General features: G+C 61.4%; 15 protein-coding genes. 8 read left to right on the top strand and 7 right to left on the bottom strand.

Going from position 1 to position 16,891, the window contains the following annotated elements; translation table 11 throughout:
• Positions 1-97 precede the first annotated feature (97 nt).
• The 4 genes from GYM54_RS04425 (at position 98) to GYM54_RS04410 (ending at position 5,227) form a co-directional block, all read left to right on the top strand.
• A complete protein-coding gene (locus tag GYM54_RS04425) occupies positions 98-1,492 on the top strand; it encodes a uracil-xanthine permease family protein (RefSeq protein WP_197445150.1) in 1,395 nt (464 codons plus the stop codon).
• Positions 1,493-1,675: 183 nt separating this feature from the next.
• Complete coding sequence (locus tag GYM54_RS04420; RefSeq protein WP_231752175.1) at positions 1,676-3,025, top strand: amidohydrolase family protein; 1,350 nt, start codon at positions 1,676-1,678, stop codon at positions 3,023-3,025.
• Positions 3,026-3,058: 33 nt separating this feature from the next.
• On the top strand, positions 3,059-3,766 hold the full coding sequence (locus GYM54_RS04415) for a sulfite exporter TauE/SafE family protein (protein WP_131651593.1): 708 nt from the start codon (positions 3,059-3,061) through the stop codon (positions 3,764-3,766).
• A 204-nt stretch (positions 3,767-3,970) separates the two neighbouring features.
• A complete protein-coding gene (locus tag GYM54_RS04410; RefSeq protein WP_197445149.1) occupies positions 3,971-5,227 on the top strand; it encodes an OprD family porin in 1,257 nt (418 codons plus the stop codon).
• 98 nt (positions 5,228-5,325) lie between these two features.
• Here GYM54_RS04410 and GYM54_RS04405 read toward each other — a convergent pair whose 3' ends face one another.
• The 3 genes from GYM54_RS04405 to GYM54_RS04395 form a co-directional block, all read right to left on the bottom strand.
• Positions 5,326-6,153 (bottom strand): alpha/beta fold hydrolase, encoded by an 828-nt coding sequence (locus tag GYM54_RS04405; RefSeq protein ID WP_197445148.1) that lies wholly within the window; start codon positions 6,151-6,153, stop codon positions 5,326-5,328.
• 176 nt (positions 6,154-6,329) lie between these two features.
• Entirely contained in the window at positions 6,330-7,961 is a 1,632-nt protein-coding gene (locus GYM54_RS04400) for an AMP-binding protein (protein ID WP_197445147.1), read from the bottom strand.
• Between the two features lie 128 nt (positions 7,962-8,089).
• Entirely contained in the window at positions 8,090-8,569 is a 480-nt protein-coding gene (locus GYM54_RS04395; protein ID WP_131651589.1) for a MaoC family dehydratase, read from the bottom strand.
• Between the two features lie 151 nt (positions 8,570-8,720).
• Between GYM54_RS04395 and GYM54_RS04390 the strand changes: the two genes are divergently transcribed.
• Positions 8,721-9,209, top strand: a complete 489-nt coding sequence (locus GYM54_RS04390; RefSeq protein ID WP_181104221.1) for a DUF421 domain-containing protein — start codon at positions 8,721-8,723, stop codon at positions 9,207-9,209.
• A 21-nt stretch (positions 9,210-9,230) separates the two neighbouring features.
• Here GYM54_RS04390 and GYM54_RS04385 read toward each other — a convergent pair whose 3' ends face one another.
• Together GYM54_RS04385 and wrbA are read right to left on the bottom strand one after the other, a co-directional pair.
• The gene (locus GYM54_RS04385) at positions 9,231-10,442 is read right to left on the bottom strand and encodes a CynX/NimT family MFS transporter (RefSeq protein WP_231752174.1); all 1,212 of its coding nucleotides are present in this window, start codon (positions 10,440-10,442) and stop codon (positions 9,231-9,233) included.
• Entirely contained in the window at positions 10,439-11,065 is a 627-nt protein-coding gene (gene wrbA / locus GYM54_RS04380) for an NAD(P)H:quinone oxidoreductase (RefSeq protein WP_197445146.1), read from the bottom strand. Before wrbA ends, GYM54_RS04385 begins: the two co-directional genes overlap by 4 nt.
• 103 nt (positions 11,066-11,168) lie before the next feature.
• On the opposite strand from wrbA, the gene GYM54_RS04375 reads away from it, so the two are divergent.
• Complete coding sequence (locus tag GYM54_RS04375; RefSeq protein ID WP_181104213.1) at positions 11,169-12,080, top strand: LysR family transcriptional regulator; 912 nt, start codon at positions 11,169-11,171, stop codon at positions 12,078-12,080.
• Positions 12,081-12,105: 25 nt separating this feature from the next.
• On the opposite strand, the gene GYM54_RS04370 is transcribed toward GYM54_RS04375, so the two are convergent.
• Entirely contained in the window at positions 12,106-12,888 is a 783-nt protein-coding gene (locus tag GYM54_RS04370; protein WP_181104211.1) for an IclR family transcriptional regulator, read from the bottom strand.
• 115 nt (positions 12,889-13,003) lie between these two features.
• Between GYM54_RS04370 and hmgA the strand changes: the two genes are divergently transcribed.
• Together hmgA and fahA are read left to right on the top strand one after the other, a co-directional pair.
• The gene (gene hmgA, locus GYM54_RS04365) at positions 13,004-14,299 is read left to right on the top strand and encodes a homogentisate 1,2-dioxygenase (protein ID WP_181104209.1); all 1,296 of its coding nucleotides are present in this window, start codon (positions 13,004-13,006) and stop codon (positions 14,297-14,299) included.
• Between the two features lies 1 nt (position 14,300).
• Positions 14,301-15,608 (top strand): fumarylacetoacetase, encoded by a 1,308-nt coding sequence (gene fahA, locus GYM54_RS04360; protein ID WP_181104206.1) that lies wholly within the window; start codon positions 14,301-14,303, stop codon positions 15,606-15,608.
• Positions 15,609-15,824: 216 nt separating this feature from the next.
• Here fahA and GYM54_RS04355 read toward each other — a convergent pair whose 3' ends face one another.
• Positions 15,825-16,889 (bottom strand): hypothetical protein, encoded by a 1,065-nt coding sequence (locus GYM54_RS04355; protein WP_374105181.1) that lies wholly within the window; start codon positions 16,887-16,889, stop codon positions 15,825-15,827.
• Between the last annotated feature and the right edge of the window lie 2 nt (positions 16,890-16,891).

Raw genomic sequence — 16,891 nt, 5'->3', positions numbered from 1 at the left:
TATAGACCAGAACAGTCGAGGCTACTAGGGTTCGCTCATAGGGCGGCTATGCCGCTCCCAGCGAGCTACCGAACACAAAAATAAAAGGACAGCTGCTATGAGAACGACCCAGACGCCTTTCGAAAAAAGCTTGGATCCAGTTGATGAGAGGCTTCCTTTACGAACCCTCATCATCTTCGGCCTGCAACACGTTTTGGTTATGGCAGCGGCGCCAATCACAGCGGCCTTTCTGATCGGTCACACGTTGGGGCTTTCTGATGATGTAACCATCAGTCTGATGAGCGCCATCTTCTTGGCCTGTGGACTCGGAACCATCCTCCAATCCACCGGTGTGGCCGGCTTCGGAGCCCGGCTTCCCTTCGTACAGGTGCCCGGCGGGGCACCTCTGGTGATTTTTCTAGGTATTGCCCAAGCCACTGACCTACAAACCGCCGCTGGTGCCGTCATCATGACTGGCTTGTTCTATTTTCTGGCGTTGCCATTTTTCACCAGGGCGCTGAGGTTCTTCCCGCCTATCGTCATAGGCACCATGCTGTTGCTGGTAGCCGTGAATCTGATCCGCATCTTCGGCGGCCTGATCACCGGCCGGCCGGGCTCGCCCGACTTTGCCAACATGACGAGTATTGCCTTAGCGCTGGCGACAATCGGATTCACCGTGCTCTTTGCTCGGGTATTTAAAGGGATGTGGCAGCGCATTGCGGTCATGCTCGGTTTGCTCGCAGGCGCCGCGGTTGCAGTAGCGACGGGAAGTATGACGGTTGAAAACGTGATGACCGGGGCCATGTTCGCGTTTCCCGAGCCGTTTCCGTTCGGCATGCCTAAGTTCGATCTTTTCGCTTCGCTTCCGTTGATCATCTTTAGCGTGGTTTCGATGACCGAAGCGACCGGTCAGACCATGGCCACCGCTGAGATCGTCGGCCGACATGGAGACCATCGCTCGATCGTACCGAAGAACATCCGCGCCGACGCGTTGGGGTCGGTATTCGGCGGCTGTTTCGGCACCTCACTGATCATTACCAGTGGCGAAAACATCGGAATCATCCGCGCAACAGGTGCTCGCTCCCGCTATGTCACGGTCGTGGCGGGCTGCATGCTCACGGTGATGGCGCTTTTCGTCCCGCTCGCCAGGCTGGCCTACGCAGTTCCGAACGCAGTAGTTGCCGGCACTGCCGTAATCGTCTTCGCCATCATTGGGGTGATGGGGATCAACATCCTGCGCAAGGTTGATTTCAACACCAACGGCAACTTGTTCACGCTTGCATCAGCGTTGGCCATGGGCCTGATACCGATTGTTGTGCCTGGCTTCTACAGCGCGTTTCCCTCCCACTTCCAGGTTGTCCTGGGCAATGGCTTGGCCATGGGAACCTTGACGGCCGTGCTCGTGAACATCCTTTTCCACCACATGGGCGGCAGCTCCTCTCTAGCTAAAACAGCCGAGGCAGATGTAGCGATGGCCCCCGCCGAACCTAATAAGGCTTCCGTCTCGGAATAGTCCCGCCTGCCTCCACATCCGAGCTAGCAGCGCCTGAAGCTTAGGCTGTAGGCCCGCTCGCTCAGAACTTGGATGACAACCGCGCTATTCGTGACAAGCACTTCACTGGCAACACGCAACTAATGATTCTTAAGGATTGATATGAACCCGGCGAAAGAACATCTACCGAACCAGGAGCAATTAATGGCTCCCGAACAATTGCTCGCGCCGGAGTGGCTATTGCTGCCTGAGGGCCCCCGCCAAGGCCACGCCGTATTGGTGACTGATGGATGTTTTACCGATGTAGGTCCCCTGGCATTGCTGCAGGGTCGTTATCCGGGTTTACCGGTACTACGCCTGGAGCGTCAGTTGCTGATGCCTGGGTTTGTCGATACGCATCACCACTTGAGCCAGAGCTTCGGCAAAGGACTTGTGTTCGGGGAGCCTTCCGAAATATTCAAGCGCATCTGGGTGCCGCTGGAAGGCAGCCTGAACGCTGAGCTGCTCTACCTCACGTCAAAACTGGCTGCCCTTGAGGCTCTGCGCGGAGGCTTCACAACAGTTTGCGATGCGGGAACACGCGCGCAGGAAGGGTTGGAAGCCATCGCAAAGGCTGCGAAGGAAACGGGCATCCGTTGCGTTCTGGCAAAAGCTTGCAGTGACCGTCGCGGCGAGGACGTCCTCGATTCCGCTCCCGTTCTTGCCGATGCCGAACGGCATCTATCTGCGTGGGACAACGACCCGCTGATCGTTCCGTCACTGGCAGTCCCGATCCCGGAAATTGCTACGGATGCCATGTTGAAGAGTGTGTATGGGTTATGCGCCGAAGCTGGGCGCGTGTTTCAAAGTCATGTCAATGAGCACCTGGTCGCAGTGGAACGGTCCCTCGAGCGCTTTGGCCTGCGTCCGTTGGAACATCTATACAAAGCCGGCGCTTTAGGCCCGCAGGCTTTGTTGGCTCATGCCACGCTGCTGACGCCTTCGGAGCTGTCCTTGCTGAGGAATAGCGGCGCGGCCGTTAGCTACAACCCTGTCGCTAGCGCATGGAAGGGCAACGCCGTCGCTCAGGCCCTGATGATGCACAGCCTGGGCGTGCCGTTAGGGCTTGGCACAGACGGAACACGCAGCGATGGATTCCGCTTGCTCGATTACGCCGAAGCAGCGCAGCGCTTCGCACATGGCCTCGCTGTCGGGGACTCGGTTTGCGGCTCTGGTCAAGTCTGGCTGGATGCAGGCACGCAAGGCGGCGCCAAGGTACTTGGTCTCGGTGAAGTGACCGGGCGCATCGCAACGGGTCTATCAGCGGACTTCCTGCTGGTCGATCTTGCTGTTCCAGAATTGCTGCCTTCATGGGACCTATCGTGGGAGCTGGTTCGCCTCGTCAACCGGGACCAGATCCAAGCGGTGGTCGTGCAAGGGCAGTTGCGGTTGTGGCAGGGGTGGCCAACGGACTGGGACGCGCAGGCGCTCATGTCTCAGGTCGATGCGTTGGCCAAAGACGTCATCGCTCGAGCGCCCATTCACAAGGTCAATCCCAGCCCTTTGAATCGGTGATCCCTTCCATCATTAACGTGTACGGATCCAGCCATGCCGATCGAATCGTTTTTCTTCATCGCAGTCGCCGTCGCCGTGGGTGCTCTCGTTCAGGGCACAACAGGTATGGGATTTGCCTTGATCGTAGCGCCGGTGATGGGGCTGTTAGAGCCAACATTGCTGCCCATCACCTTGTTGGCCTTGATGCTGCCGCTCAACGCCATCGTTGCGTGGCGTGAGCGTCACGCTATCGATCTGCGAGGCAGTTCGTGGATTACCTTGGGCCGAGTGTTCGGTACGTTCGGCGGGATATGGGTGCTCTTCTGGCTACCGTTGTCCCAGCTCAATGTGCTGATCGGCTTGTCGACCATTGCGGCTTGTCTTGCCACTTGGATGGCGCCGGTCTTCGTACCGGGTCGTTGCGCGTTCGTTTCCACCGGGCTCATAACGGGTATCACCGAGACGGCCACAGGTATTGGTGGCCCCCCACTGGCATTGGTTTACCAACATTCGCCGGTGGCTACCCTCCGCGGGTCCGTAGCCCTCTGCTTCCTGATAGGTGAAGTGATTTCCCTGGTCGTGCTCGCGGCAGGAAACCATCTGCATGTCGAGCAGTTCCCGCCCCTGTTGTGGTTGTTACCGCCGCTGGCGGTGGGCTTGGCGGCTAGCCACTGGGCTCGGAGTGTTCTCGACGATGCCCGTTTGCGTCGCTTCGTACTCCTGTTTGCCTTCGTCTCAGGATTGTTGCTCTTGGCTCAATAAGACGGCGTTGGCTTGAACGCGATGGTTGCTTGATTCCGGCTAGCGGTGGGAATCGAACAACACCAAGCCTTGATTAGTGCTGTGACTGACTGACCGCTACCGCAGACCTGTTTGCCGCCTGTGCGGCAGCACTACTCCCCCTCGCTTTCGACATCCGCAACGGCGGCGGGGAGCCCTCAACCTTGAAAAAGGAAAACAACAACAATGAAACACCACATCACCCAAGCAAGCCGCATCCTCGCACCCACCTCGCTCGCCGCAACCGTCGCCGCTTTTGTCCCGCTGACTGCCGGTGCCGAGGGATTCGCCGAAGACACTAAGATCACCGTGAACGCGCGCAACTTCTACATCGGTCGTGAGTTTCGCGACGACTCCATCACTCGCAGCAAGGCCGAGGAATGGACCCAGAGCTTCTTTCTAAATGCCCAATCCGGTTACACCCCCGGCCCGGTCGGCTTTGGCGTCGACCTGATTGCTGGTCTAGCGGTCAAGCTCGACGGCGGCCGCGGCACTACCGGTACGGCCCTGTTGCCGCGCGATAGCAACGGACGCCCGGTCGACGACTATGGTCGCTTGGGCGTAGCTGCAAAGGTCAAGATATCGAATACCGAACTGAGAGTTGGCGAAATGATGCCGGTACTTCCGATTCTGCGTTCGGACGATGGTCGCTCGCTGCCGCAGACCTTTCAGGGCGGCATGATCACTTCGCGCGAGTTCGATGGGCTGATGCTCTCTGCCGGCCAGTTCCGCCAGAACAGCGTGCGCGACGACGCGAGCATGGACGACATGAGCTTTGGCGGTGGCGTCTCAGACCGCTTCAACTACATCGGTGGCGAATACGCCTTCAATGACAAACGCACCACCGTGGGCCTGTGGACCGCTGAGTTGAAGGATGTTTACGAGCAGCAGTACGTACAGCTGCTGCATACCCAGCCGCTGGGCGCAGGCTTCGCTCTGACCGCCAACCTCGGCTATTTCCAGGGTGACGAAGATGGCAGCGCCCGTGCCGGCGAGCTGGACAACAAGACCTACTCCGGCCTGTTCGGCCTGAAGGCTGCCGGCAGCACCTTCTACGTCGGCTTGCAGAAGGTCAGTGGCGACGCATGGATGCGCGTCAACGGCACTAACGGCGGCTCGGTGGCCAACGACAGCTTCAACAACAGCTACGACAATGCTGGCGAGCGTTCCTGGCAGCTGCGTCACGACTACAACTTCGCCGCATTAGGCATCCCTGGCCTGACCCTGATGAATCGCTACATCAGCGGCGACAACATCAGAACAGCCAATACCGAAGACGGCGAGGAGTGGGGCCGCGATACCGAACTGGCTTACACCATCCAGAGCGGCCCGGCGAAAAACCTCAACATAAAGTGGCGTAACTCAAGCTTTCGCTCCGAGATTAACGCCCGAGACCTCGACGAGAATCGCCTGATATTCAACTTTCCGTTCTCGATCCTGTAGCTGCGGTTCTATTGCTCCCGCTGAACGAATTACTGCTGCGTGCTCTTGGCCCGCCATTGGCGGGCCTTTTTTCGTTCGCAAATCCGAATCAACCTAACCTAAATACAACCCGGTGCGCTTGCAGCGGCAGCACTCGCAGGCTGCCACGCAGCTTGAAGAAACCGCACAACCGCCTCGACGACAACCTCCGGTTGCTCGCGATGCGGGACGTGATGGCAATTATCCAGCAGCAATTTCTGCACGGGGCCGCGCCCTAGCTCGACGATGCGTTGTGGGTGCGTTTCGGAGCCGTATTCGTCTTCGAGACCATGAATGGCCAGCAGCGGGCAGGCGATGCTCGGCGCGGTTTCTTCCAGTGTCCAGTCGGCGTAGGTCTCGGACAGCCAGGTGTCGATCCAGGCCGAGAGCACCCATGCGGCCTTGTCGCCATGATATTTGCTCAGCCGTTCCATCTGGCCGGGTTCGGCGAAGGCCGCCTGGGCTTGCCGAATGCCCTCCAGCGTCCGCGCTTCGACGAAGGCTTGGGCCGACTCGGTGATCAAGGCGCGGCATTGGTGCGGGTAGCGCGCCGCGATGCTGGCCGCCATGGCGCCGCCGACGCTGTGGCCGAAGAGGATGAAGTGCTCAATGTCCAGCGCCTGCCTTACCGGCGGGAAAAAAAGCTCGGCCTCGTCGCGAATGAAGCGGTTCGACCAGCCGCCCGGATGCGGTGCGGAACGGCCGAAGCCCAAGCGATCGTAGGCGATGACATCGCGTGCGGTGGCCGCCGCGAGCCGCTCGGGAAAGTCGCGCCATAGTTCGACGCAACCGAGCGAGTCGTGCAGCAGGACGATGGGCGTCTTGCGCGAGTGGCTTGTACGCCAATGGCGGGTGAACACCTCGCCGTGCTCGGTCGGCAGGTAGCGATCTTCGGTCGAAACGTTCATGCATGTTCCTTACTACAAGTAATGCTCGCCCGATGCGGCCATGCCGGGCTGTGCGCCTACGGGGCGAGTGAGAAGCCTATTGCCAGACAGCTGAGGTGCTGGAAGGGGGAGCATTTAGCAGCTTGCGCGCAACCCGTCACGCCACGATGGCCAGCGTCTGCTCCCCGACCTCGGCTTCAGCTGGTTACCGTTGGCGATGGCTGTGTGGACTTTTCCCGATCACGCAACAGGAATCGCTGGATCTTGCCGCTCGGGGTTTTAGGCAGTTCGCTGACGAACTCGATCTCGCGCGGGTAGGCGTGGGCGGACAGACGCTGACGTACATGTTGCTGCAGCTGTTCGGCCAGCGCGGCGTCGCCCTCATGGCCGGCATGCAGCACCACGAACGCCTTCACCAGTTCGGTGCGCTCCGGATCGGGTTTGCCGATAACCGCCGCCTCGATCACCGTCGGATGCTCGACCAGCGCGCTTTCCACATCGAAGGGGCCGACGCGATAGCCGGATGTGGTGATCACGTCATCGGCGCGGCCTACGAAGCTGATGCTGCCGTCGGTATTCAACTCAACGGTGTCGCCGCTCAGGTAGTAGTCGCTAACGAAGGCTTTGGTTTTAGTGCCCACGTAGCCTGAGAACCAGAGCAACGGCGAGCGGCGACGGTCCAGCGCCAGCATGCCGGGCGTGCCTGGCTCCAACTCGCGCTGCTGTTCGTCCAGCACCACGACGCGGTGTCCGGGCATGGCGTAGCCCGCCGTTCCGATGCTGACCGGGTGGCTCAATGCGTGGTGATTGCACAACACCATGCCGAGTTCGGTCTGGCCGTAGTGGTCGTGGATGGTGCAACCGAGGCCGGTGCTGAACCAGCGGATGACCTCCGGAGTGAGCGGTTCGCCGGCACTGCTCACGGCACGCAGGCGGCCCTTGATCTGCGCTTCCACCTCGTTGCGAGCCGCCAGCAGCAAGCGGAATGCGGTAGGGGAGCCGGCCATGTTGGTGATGCCGTATTCGCGGACCACGCGGCAGGTGCTGTCTACGGTGAACCCGCCTTCATAGAACAGCGTGCTGTGCCCCATGGCGAGCGGGCCCGTGACGGCGTAATAAAGGCCGTACGCCCAGCCTGGATCGGCGATGTTCCAGAAGTTGTCTTCGGGCCGAAGGTCGACCGCGTCCCGCATGTAGGTGACGAATGCCACGATGGCCTTCAGCGGTACATGCAGTTGCTTCGCAGGCCCCGTGGTGCCGGAGGTGAACATCGCGAGAAAGGGTGCTTCGCCGCCCAGAAGCACCGGCTCGAACGCAGTCGACTGGTGATTCACCTGCGTCCAGAAATCATCAGCGCCGTTGCCCACGACAAGCCGGCGCGGCGCCGCTTCGATGGCGTCCAGCTTCTCGCTGTTGGTCGCGTCGGTGACGACCATTTTCGCGCCGGATTCCTTAATTCGATGTTCGACCGCTTTGGGGCCGAAGGCAGTAAATAGCGGCTGATAGATAGCGCCGACGCGCCAGGTACCAAGAATGGTGATCAGCAATTCCGGCGTGCGCGGCAGCAGACCTGCGACGGTGTCGCCCGGCTTGATGCCGTGGCTGTCCAGCAGATTGGCGAAGCGCGCGGCGGCTTCCTTGAGTTGCGCGAAGGTCCATGTGGCGCGCTGGCCGTCGCGGCCTTCCCAGACGAGGGCGACCTTGTCCGAGTCTGCGTGGCGGTCGCAGCACTCGACACAGGCATTCATGGCCGAGAGATCACCAGAAAGAATCGCCGCGACCGTTTGGTCGTAATCGAACTCGCTGGCCGCAGTGGCGTAGTCGCGCATGTCTGGCTCCTGGGTTTCTTGTTATTGGTCCTTGGATATTGGCTCCGCCTCGGCCCCGCAACAATGGCAAAAGCCATCAACCTCGATGAGCGGTTTGGACAAATATCACGGGCCCGACGCGGGGGGCTTCAGTGATCGATCACGCCATTGGTTGGGTCGCCCTCGGCAACCATCGCAGCGAGGCGCGCCCGTTCCTCGTTGCCCGGTATGACGCCGGTGGTTTCAGCTTCGAGGACGACTACGCCATCGGGATTGGTGGTGGTGACCTGTGCCCTGGCACGGCCGCGTTCGTCGATGTCAGTGATGATCCAGCGGCAGGAGAGAGCTTCGTCGGCATAGACCGGCCGCTTGAAGCGGAACGTCATGCCGGAGGCCAGCCAGCCGATCTGTCCGCCGATCTCGGTCAGCAGGCTGGCGGTCAGTAAACCGTGGGAAACCGGTGCCTTGAAGTTGCGTAGTTGTGCATAAGGTTCGTCGAGATGGACCGGATTGTAGTCCCGCGACAGGTGCGCGAACTGCAGAATTTCATCCGTTGTGAATGTGCGGGTCACGACGAACTCGTCACCTACTGCAAGGCCTTCGATGGCGCGTTGTCTGAGTTCTTTCATGACGTCTCCGGTTTGTCACTGCCATTTTTGGGCCGAAGGTTGTCGTTCCGATGACGAGCATAGCGGTTTCAGATAAATGGGCTGGCGGTGCGGGCGAGGTTGGCCGTCTCGTCGGGTCTGATGGGTACATCGGCCCGCTCAGGAACCTGACATGTTTGAAGATCTCGGCATTGAGACCTCGCTCTGGGAAATCGCCTTGCGCGGCTCGGCGGTTTACCTGCTGTTGGCCATAGTGTTGCGTCTGGCGCCCAAACGCCATTCGGGCAGCCTGTCGCCCAACGACATGATCGCGCTGGTGATCATCGGCAGCCTGGCGGCCGACGGCATCCGTGGGGATGCCATGTCGCTGGGTGATCTGCTGTTGATGGGGTTGGTGATCGTCGTCTGGGACTACATCTTCAATCTCGCCGAGTTCTATTTCCCGCGCCTGCGGCAGGTGACTCAGGATTCGCCGACTCTGCTGATTCACAACGGGCAGCTGCTACAGAACAATCTGCGCAAGGAAAAGCTGACCGAGCAGGAAGTCTCGGCAAATCTGCGCAAGCACGGCATCGAAGATATCGCCGAGGTGCGTTACGCCGTGCTGGAGGTCGACGGCCAGATCAGCGTGATCGAACATCAGTCGAAATCGGTTGAGTGACGAAGCGAGCCCTGACGCGCCTCAGCTATCGTGATTCGGCAGCCTTCGTCTAAATGACTCGCTGCGTTGGAAAGACGTACGCAGAACGCACCCGATTGCACAAGCCGCTATCGCCGAAACGACCACTACCGCACCGGCCGCGCCCCAGCCGAATGCTGCGGTTACGCTCCCCACGGCCACCGGGCCAAGCAGTTGCCCGAGATTGCTTCCTTGCATGATCAAGCCGACGGCGATCGGCACGAGCGCCGCGTTAGGGGAAAGCAGTGGTGCGGAAGCCAGCAACGTCGCGGGGATCAGCCCGCCCACTGCGGAAAAAAAGATGCACAACACGAACGTCGGTAATGCCGGGAAGAGGTCGAGAAATATGCCGAGCCCGGCCACCCCCATGACGCTGCTCGCACAGACGATGAGTGAAGCGCGGCCGACCCCACGCGCCATTAGATAACCGGCCGCAAGGTTACCGCTGGCGTTGATGGCGCTTGCCAGTGCGGCCAACAGCCCGGCGCTGTGGTGAGAGACGCCCATGCGCTCCATCAGCAAGACCGGCAAAAAGCTGAACAATGCGAAGAACATTAGGCTGTAGAGCGCAAAACAGAGTGCCAGCAAGGACGTTCCGCTGGAGGACAGCAAGCGGCGAATATCTTCAACCATGCGTCGCAGACGCTGGCCACCAGGCGTTGCGCCGCGCGGTACGCAAAAAACCACCACAAGTGCGACAGCCGCTGCGAGGCCCGCGCTCGACCACCAGAACGACTGCCATGTATGGAATAGCGGCCCGGTCAGCATCGCAATGGCCAGCCCGCATGGCATGAAGCAGCTCCAAAGCGAAAACGCCATATCGCGCTGCGAACCGGTCGTGAGACGCTGCAAGAGCGCCGGCCCGGCCACCGTGATCAGAAGAAAACCGAGCCCCTCCAAAAGCCGGGAGGCCAAGAGAATGGGATACGAAGGTGCGATCGCACCAGCCGCGCCTGCGAGGGTCATCACCCCCAGCCCCAGCAGCAACATTCTTCGATCACCGGCGGCCGTCACCAAGGCACCGGCCGGCACGCCGCCAAGCAGTCCCAGCACAGCGAATATCCCGGTAAGCCAGCCGACCTCGCCGAGGTTCAACTGCAGATCCACCTGAAGCATTGGCGTCGCGATGGCGGCCTTGCCTACATGCAAGGCCGCCACGACGCCACAACCCAGAATCACCCAGACGATTGCCCTGGTGGAGGCCTCGGCGTTCACTGCGGCACTCCGATGGGGGACGCCGCGAGCGCCGCTGCAACTCGGGCGACATGCCACCCCTGGAAACGAGCGCCGTCCAGCTCGTTGTCGCTCGGTTGACGGTTGCCACCGTTGCCGTCGTCAGCGAGTGTCGAAGCACCGTATGGCGTGCCTCCGGTAATCGCGTCCATCCGCAGTTGCCCTTTGAAGCTGTAAGGCAGCCCAACCACGACCATGCCCAGATGGAGCAGCACTGTGTGCGTCGCCAGGAGCGTGCTTTCCTGGCCTCCATGCTGGCTCCCTGTCGAAGTGAACGCGCCGCCCGCTTTGCCGACCAGTTTGTCCTCGAACCACAACCCGCCGCATTGATCGAGAAAGTTCTTCATCTGCGATGCCATGTTGCCGAAGCGCGTGGGCGTGCCGATCACGATGGCGTCGTAATCAGGCAGCTCCGACACGGTAGCTACGTTGGCAGGTTGGTTCAGCTTGTAGCCGGCCCGTTCAGTGACATGTTCGGGCACCAGCTCAGGGACGCGTTTGATTACCGCCGATGCGCCGGCCTGACGAGCACCTTCAGCGACCGCCTGGGCGAGCGTTTCGATATGGCCATAGGAGGAGTAATAGAGCACCAGTACTTTCGTCATGTCGGTCACCCGCTAGCGTTGTGGACTACGGGATTAGCCTATCCATTCCCAATGCTCTGCAAGAGTGATAAAAAACCGAACGTCTTGATCTACGGAGAAGATCATGCTGAACGGGTTAACGCTGGATCAGATTCGCACCTTCGTTACTGTGGTCGACAGTGGCAGCTTTCGTTCTGGCGCCGCGCGTTTGCTGCGCGTGCAGTCGGCAGTCAGCCATGCGATTGCCAATCTGGAGGGCGAGCTGGGTCTGCAACTGTTCGACCGCACCGGCTATCGGCCCGTACTGACGCCTGAAGGAAAAGCGTTGCTAGCCAATGCTCGCGACCTCCTTCTCAGAGCGGATGCCATGCGGGCACGTGCCCGCTCGCTGGGTGAGGGGGTCGAATCCGAATTGTCGCTGGTGGTCGACACCCTGTTCCCAATCGCTACGGTGGCGGCGGCGATGATCAGGGTGCGTGAGGACTATCCTGCAATCACCTTCAGCCTGGAGTCCTTACCGCTAGGCGGGCCGCTTGCAGCACTGGATGAGAAGCGCTGCACGCTCGCCGTCATTGTGGGGGAGGATTTCCGCAACCCGAGGATCGCTCTGGAAGCGATCGGCTCGGTGGCGCAGATTGCCGTGGTGCATCGCGATCATCCGCTCGCCACCAAATCGGCTGGCGGAGCGCTGCTAGGGTTACCGGATCTCGCCGACCATCAGCAAATCGTGCTAGCCGACCCGTCTCCATTGTCGGGAGGCCGAGCGTTCGGCGTCCTCTCGCCGTATACCTGCCGGGTAAACACGCAGGGCGTGAAGTTCGCGCTCATCCGCGCAGGCCTCGGCTGGGGCCGGTTGCCGGCATGGCAGGTGCAGGACGATCTCGACGCGGGCCAACTGGTACGCCTGGGTATTTCGGATCTCGGACGAAACAGCCAAGTGGCATATGAGGCCTACCTGGCGCACCGTCTGGACGAGCCGCTCGGTCCGGTCGCACAAGCCTTTCGCCGAGCCTTGGCCGAGCATCCAATGCCCTGAAGGGCTTATCTGCAGCCAGACACCCTCATTGAAAGGAAGCCCCCATCCGCTCACTGATCGCACGTGCCACCTTCAGCAACTGCTGCGCGGCTTCGCCATCCGCATCGGCCATGAAACCGGGCTCGGCGCCGACGATCGTGATGACGCCCGCCAATTGCTGATTGCCACTGAATATCGGCGCAGAGAGTGCATTGACGCCCGCCATCAGCAGGCCGTGCACGTGTTGAATGTGGGTGCGCTGCAGTTCTTTCATGGTCGCGGCCAGCGCTGCGGAGGAGGGCGCCGACGGCCGTTGCAGTTCCTCTTCGCGCAGCTCGGCAGTTTCCGCGTTTGGCATGAAGGCGTTGAACACCAAGCCGGTGGACGATCCCAGTAGCGGCAGCACCGAGCCGACCTGTGTCACCAGCGTGACGGCCCGCACCGCCTGCTCGACATGCACGACGGCCGGGCCGCGGTTGCCCCATACGGCGAGAAAGCAGGTTTCGTTGAGTTCGTCGCGCAGCTGCGCCAAGTGCGGGGTGGCCAGCTTCACGACGTCCAGCCGACCCAGTGCCGCCAGGCCGACGAACAGGGCGGCGCGACCCAGCCCGTAGTGATTGGTCAGCGGGTCTTGCTCGGCGAAGCCGCTGGCCATCAAGGCCTGCAGGTAACGATGGACCTTGCTGGCGGGCATGCCGACGTGTTCAGCCAGGCGCGACAGCGATGTCGCCGGGGCCAGTTCGGCCAGTGCCGTGAGGATGTCCGTGCCCACCTCGGCGGCCTGCACTTTCTGTCGGCGGGGCGCCGTGTCCGCGTTACTGTCTGCCATGAATGTGACTGTCCTTTCATTGCCAGCCTGGAGAAGGCGCTGTTTATAGCTTGACGCCTTGTCGACTTCAAATTACTTTTTGCGTAAACGCATTACGCTAAAAAGAGAGACGGCTATGCAACCACAACAAGAAACCTCTCGATACCTGTCCGGCTTCGGCAATGAATTCAGCAGCGAGGCGCTGCCCGGTGCGCTGCCGGTCGGTCAGAACTCACCGCAGAAAGTGCCGTACGGGCTCTATACCGAACTGTTTTCCGGCACCGCATTCACCGTGCCGCGCAGTGAAGCGCGGCGGACCTGGCTGTATCGCATTCGCCCCTCGGCCAACCACGGCCAATACCAGCGCCTGGGTCGCCAGCTCGGCAACGAGTTGGGGCCGGTCACGCCTAACCGGTTGCGTTGGAGTCCTGAGCCTTTCCCCGAAGCGGCGACCGATTTCCTCGATGGCCTGATGTGCATAACGGCCAACGCCGAACCCGGCCAGCCGGCGGGGGCGAGCATTTATCGTTACGCGGCGAACGTGTCGATGGAGCGGGTCTTCTTCAATGCGGACGGCGAGCTGCTGATCGTGCCGCAGCAGGGCGCGCTGAAGCTCGTCACCGAGCTGGGCGTGCTGAATGTTGCGCCGTTGGAGATCGCAGTGATTCCGCGCGGCATGCGCTTTCGTGTCGAGTTGCTCGAAGCGACGGCGCGCGGCTACGTTTGCGAGAACCACGGCTGCGCGCTGCGCCTGCCAGACCTTGGCCCGATCGGCAGCAATGGCCTGGCCAATCCGCGTGACTTTCTTACGCCGGTCGCCCACTTCGAGGAGCGCGACGAGCCGGTGCAGCTGGTGCAGAAATTCCTCGGCGAGCTCTGGATGACTGAACTCGATCACTCGCCGCTGGACGTGGTCGCCTGGCACGGCAACAACGTGCCCTACAAATACGACCTGCGCCGTTTCAACACCATCGGCACGGTCAGCTTCGACCACCCTGATCCATCAATCTTCACGGTGCTGACCTCGCCGAGCGCCATCCACGGCATGGCCAATATCGACTTCGTAATCTTCCCGCCGCGCTGGATGGTGGCGGAAAACACCTTCCGTCCGCCGTGGTTTCACCGCAACCTGATGAACGAATTCATGGGCCTGATCGATGGCGCCTACGATGCCAAGGCCGACGGCTTCTCGCCCGGCGGCGCATCGCTGCATAACTGCATGAGCGCGCATGGCCCTGATCAGGTTTCAACTGAACAGGCGATCAACGCCGAACTCAAACCGCACAAGATCGAGAACACCATGGCCTTCATGTTCGAGACCGGCCAGGTGCTTCGCCCCACACGCCAGGCGTTGGAGAGCCCGCAGCTGCAGAGCGATTACGATAGCTGCTGGGCCGGCCTGGCCAAGACCTTCGACAAGAATGAGAAATGACATGACCGGACACACAGAACTTTGCAGCTGGGTCGAGTCGGCCAACGGCCATTCGGACTTCTCCCTCGCCAACCTGCCGCTGGGCGTGTTCAGCCGTGACGGCGGCGAGCCGCGTGGTGGCGTCGCCATCGGCGATTTCATTTTCGATTTGGGCGCTGCCTGCGACGCCGGCTTGTTCGACGGCCAGGCGCTGGGGGCGGCGAAAGCGGCCAGTGGAAGCAGCCTCAACGCCTTCTTTGCCCTCGGTGCATCGGCTCGCAAGGCACTGCGCGGCGCGCTGCTGGAGCTGCTCGGTGAAGGCAGTGCGCAGCGTGAACGCCTGCAAGGCATGGGTGAGTCGCTGCTGAAGCCGATGAATCGCTGCCATATGCACATGCCGGCCAAGGTGGGCGACTACACCGATTTCTACGTCGGCATCCACCACGCCAACAACGTCGGCAAGCTGTTCCGTCCGGACAACCCGCTGCTGCCAAACTACAAGTACGTGCCTATCGGCTATCACGGCCGTGCCTCGACCATCGATGTGTCCGGCGCAACGGTGAAGCGCCCCAACGGCCAGACCATGCCGCCGGGCGCCAGCGAGCCGAGCTTCGGCCCGAGCAAGCGGCTGGATTATGAGCTGGAACTGGGCATCTGGATCGGCCAGGGCAACGCGCGCGGCGAGGCGATTGCCATTGGCGAGGCAGCCAGCCATGTCGCCGGTTTCTGCCTGCTCAACGATTGGTCCGCTCGCGATCTGCAGGCTTGGGAATACCAGCCGCTGGGTCCGTTCCTGTCCAAGAGCTTCGCTACCAGCGTGTCGCCTTGGGTAGTGACGCCCGAAGCACTGGAGCCTTTCCGCTGCGCCCAACCGACGCGCCCCGAAGGCGATCCGCGACCGCTGCCGTATCTGTACGACGAACAGGATCAGCAGCAGGGCGCGCTGGATATCGAACTGGAAGTCCTGCTGCTGACCGCGGCCATGCGTGAACAGGCCCTGCCGGCACAGCGAATCGCACTGAGCAGCACGACGAACATGTACTGGACCGTGGCGCAGATGGTCGCGCACCACAGTGTCAACGGCTGCAGTCTGCAACCGGGCGACCTGTTCGGCTCTGGCACCCTGTCCGGTGCGAGCGCCGACAGCCTTGGCAGCCTGCTGGAAATCACCCAGGGCGGCAAGCATGCGCTGGAACTGCCTAGCGGCGAGACGCGTACCTTCCTTGAGGACGGCGACGAGATCATCCTGAAGGCTCGTTGCCGTCGGGATGGGTTCGCCTCGATCGGCTTTGGCGAGTGCCGAGGGCGGGTGATGCCCGCGTCGCGTTGATGCCAAAAAGCGGGTAGGGGCTGAGCGGGCAAAGGGCTTCATCAATCCGAGTTCTGTCAAAAGCTTCGCCCCGAGGTCGGGCCTCCCACGAAAGTTAGAGGCGCGTCCCATACTTGTGGGAGGCGCGACTCGCGGCGAATGCTGTTGGAAGATTTCCGAAGGCCTATTGAAAGCCCGGTTGCCAGATGCGGCGACCGGGCTTTTCATCGTGACGGATCAGGGTGAGGAGGCGGTTTTCAGCATGGTTGGTGCCACCGGGCCGGCTTCGGCTCGGCGTATCTGCTCAGCCAGCGCCTCGGTAAAGGTCTGCGCAGCGGACCACCGTAGGTGCACCGCATCGACGAAGGAGCTCACCGGCGTGCTCCAGTCCTTGTCAGCGTTCCAGTAGGTGCCAGTGGCACCCAGCGCTGCGGCGATGCGTTTATCGAAGTCGGCGAGAAAGGTGCCGTCCGGATCGTATTGTTCTTTCCACTGCGGGTGCAGCGGGGTGGAGACGACCATCAGGCTGCGATCTTCGCGTTGCAGCCGTGCGCTCATTTCGCGCAGCGCATCGAAGCAGTTGTCGTCCAGCGCATCCGGACGGCCATACATCAGATGACGGGTGTTGCGGGTGATCAACGGACCATCACCGAAGCGATTGAATACCAACGGGTCCCATTCGATCTGGCCGGCGCGCTGCGCCTTGACGGTCAGGGCGTTACGCGCGAGGGATTTTGGCGCGAAATAGCGCATGTAATAGCCCCAGTGCGATGCGCCTTCATAAACGTAAGGGTCGACGTGCGCACGGTTGAACACCGCCGTCGGTACTTTCCAGCAGCCGGCGAAATCCTGCGGATCGGCGATCATGACCACGCTGCGGATGCTCGGCTCGCGGTCGAGCAGCCAATGCCCGACATAAACCGACTGGTTGGCGAACAGGCCGCAGAAGGCACCGTTCATGGGGCGTGTTTCTGGCAGCGCCTTGGTCAGGACATTGCCGTCCACATGCCGCCAGGCCACCGATGAGCCGATGATCAGCAGATTAGGCGAGCGAATCGGGTTGTTCCGCAGAAAATTAAGCTTCTCATCGACGCACAGGTTGTTGGAGAACGCCGGCGGCGGCAGGTTGCCGGTCCGGTCCAGGCCCAGCAGGCTCAGGCAGAACAGCGTCAGGGCACCGAATAGGCCGGCGAACAGCGACAGCAGATACCGCGAATTCACCCGCTCAGGTGCGCTGGCCGTGCTGCCTGCACCCTGTTGGGCGGTGCTCCCGTCCATGGATACCTCGGCGGTATGCGGCATTA

Source organism: Pseudomonas sp. MTM4, assembly GCF_019355055.1.
In the GTDB taxonomy this organism is placed as follows: Bacteria; Pseudomonadota; Gammaproteobacteria; order Pseudomonadales; family Pseudomonadaceae; genus Stutzerimonas.
This window is presented reverse-complemented; position numbering and strand designations above follow the sequence as displayed.

What these genes read in the sequence shown, in the direction of transcription:
- GYM54_RS04425 (WP_197445150.1), top strand. Translation starts at nt 98, where the DNA reads ATGAGAACGACCCAGACGCCTTTCGAAAAAAGCTTGGATCCAGTTGAT.
- GYM54_RS04420 (WP_231752175.1), top strand. Translation starts at nt 1,676, where the DNA reads ATGGCTCCCGAACAATTGCTCGCGCCGGAGTGGCTATTGCTGCCTGAG.
- GYM54_RS04415 (WP_131651593.1), top strand. Translation starts at nt 3,059, where the DNA reads ATGCCGATCGAATCGTTTTTCTTCATCGCAGTCGCCGTCGCCGTGGGT.
- GYM54_RS04410 (WP_197445149.1), top strand. Translation starts at nt 3,971, where the DNA reads ATGAAACACCACATCACCCAAGCAAGCCGCATCCTCGCACCCACCTCG.
- GYM54_RS04405 (WP_197445148.1), bottom strand. Translation starts at nt 6,153, where the DNA reads ATGAACGTTTCGACCGAAGATCGCTACCTGCCGACCGAGCACGGCGAG.
- GYM54_RS04400 (WP_197445147.1), bottom strand. Translation starts at nt 7,961, where the DNA reads ATGCGCGACTACGCCACTGCGGCCAGCGAGTTCGATTACGACCAAACG.
- GYM54_RS04395 (WP_131651589.1), bottom strand. Translation starts at nt 8,569, where the DNA reads ATGAAAGAACTCAGACAACGCGCCATCGAAGGCCTTGCAGTAGGTGAC.
- GYM54_RS04390 (WP_181104221.1), top strand. Translation starts at nt 8,721, where the DNA reads ATGTTTGAAGATCTCGGCATTGAGACCTCGCTCTGGGAAATCGCCTTG.
- wrbA (WP_197445146.1), bottom strand. Translation starts at nt 11,065, where the DNA reads ATGACGAAAGTACTGGTGCTCTATTACTCCTCCTATGGCCATATCGAA.
- GYM54_RS04375 (WP_181104213.1), top strand. Translation starts at nt 11,169, where the DNA reads ATGCTGAACGGGTTAACGCTGGATCAGATTCGCACCTTCGTTACTGTG.
- GYM54_RS04370 (WP_181104211.1), bottom strand. Translation starts at nt 12,888, where the DNA reads ATGGCAGACAGTAACGCGGACACGGCGCCCCGCCGACAGAAAGTGCAG.
- hmgA (WP_181104209.1), top strand. Translation starts at nt 13,004, where the DNA reads ATGCAACCACAACAAGAAACCTCTCGATACCTGTCCGGCTTCGGCAAT.
- fahA (WP_181104206.1), top strand. Translation starts at nt 14,301, where the DNA reads ATGACCGGACACACAGAACTTTGCAGCTGGGTCGAGTCGGCCAACGGC.
- GYM54_RS04355 (WP_374105181.1), bottom strand. Translation starts at nt 16,889, where the DNA reads ATGCCGCATACCGCCGAGGTATCCATGGACGGGAGCACCGCCCAACAG.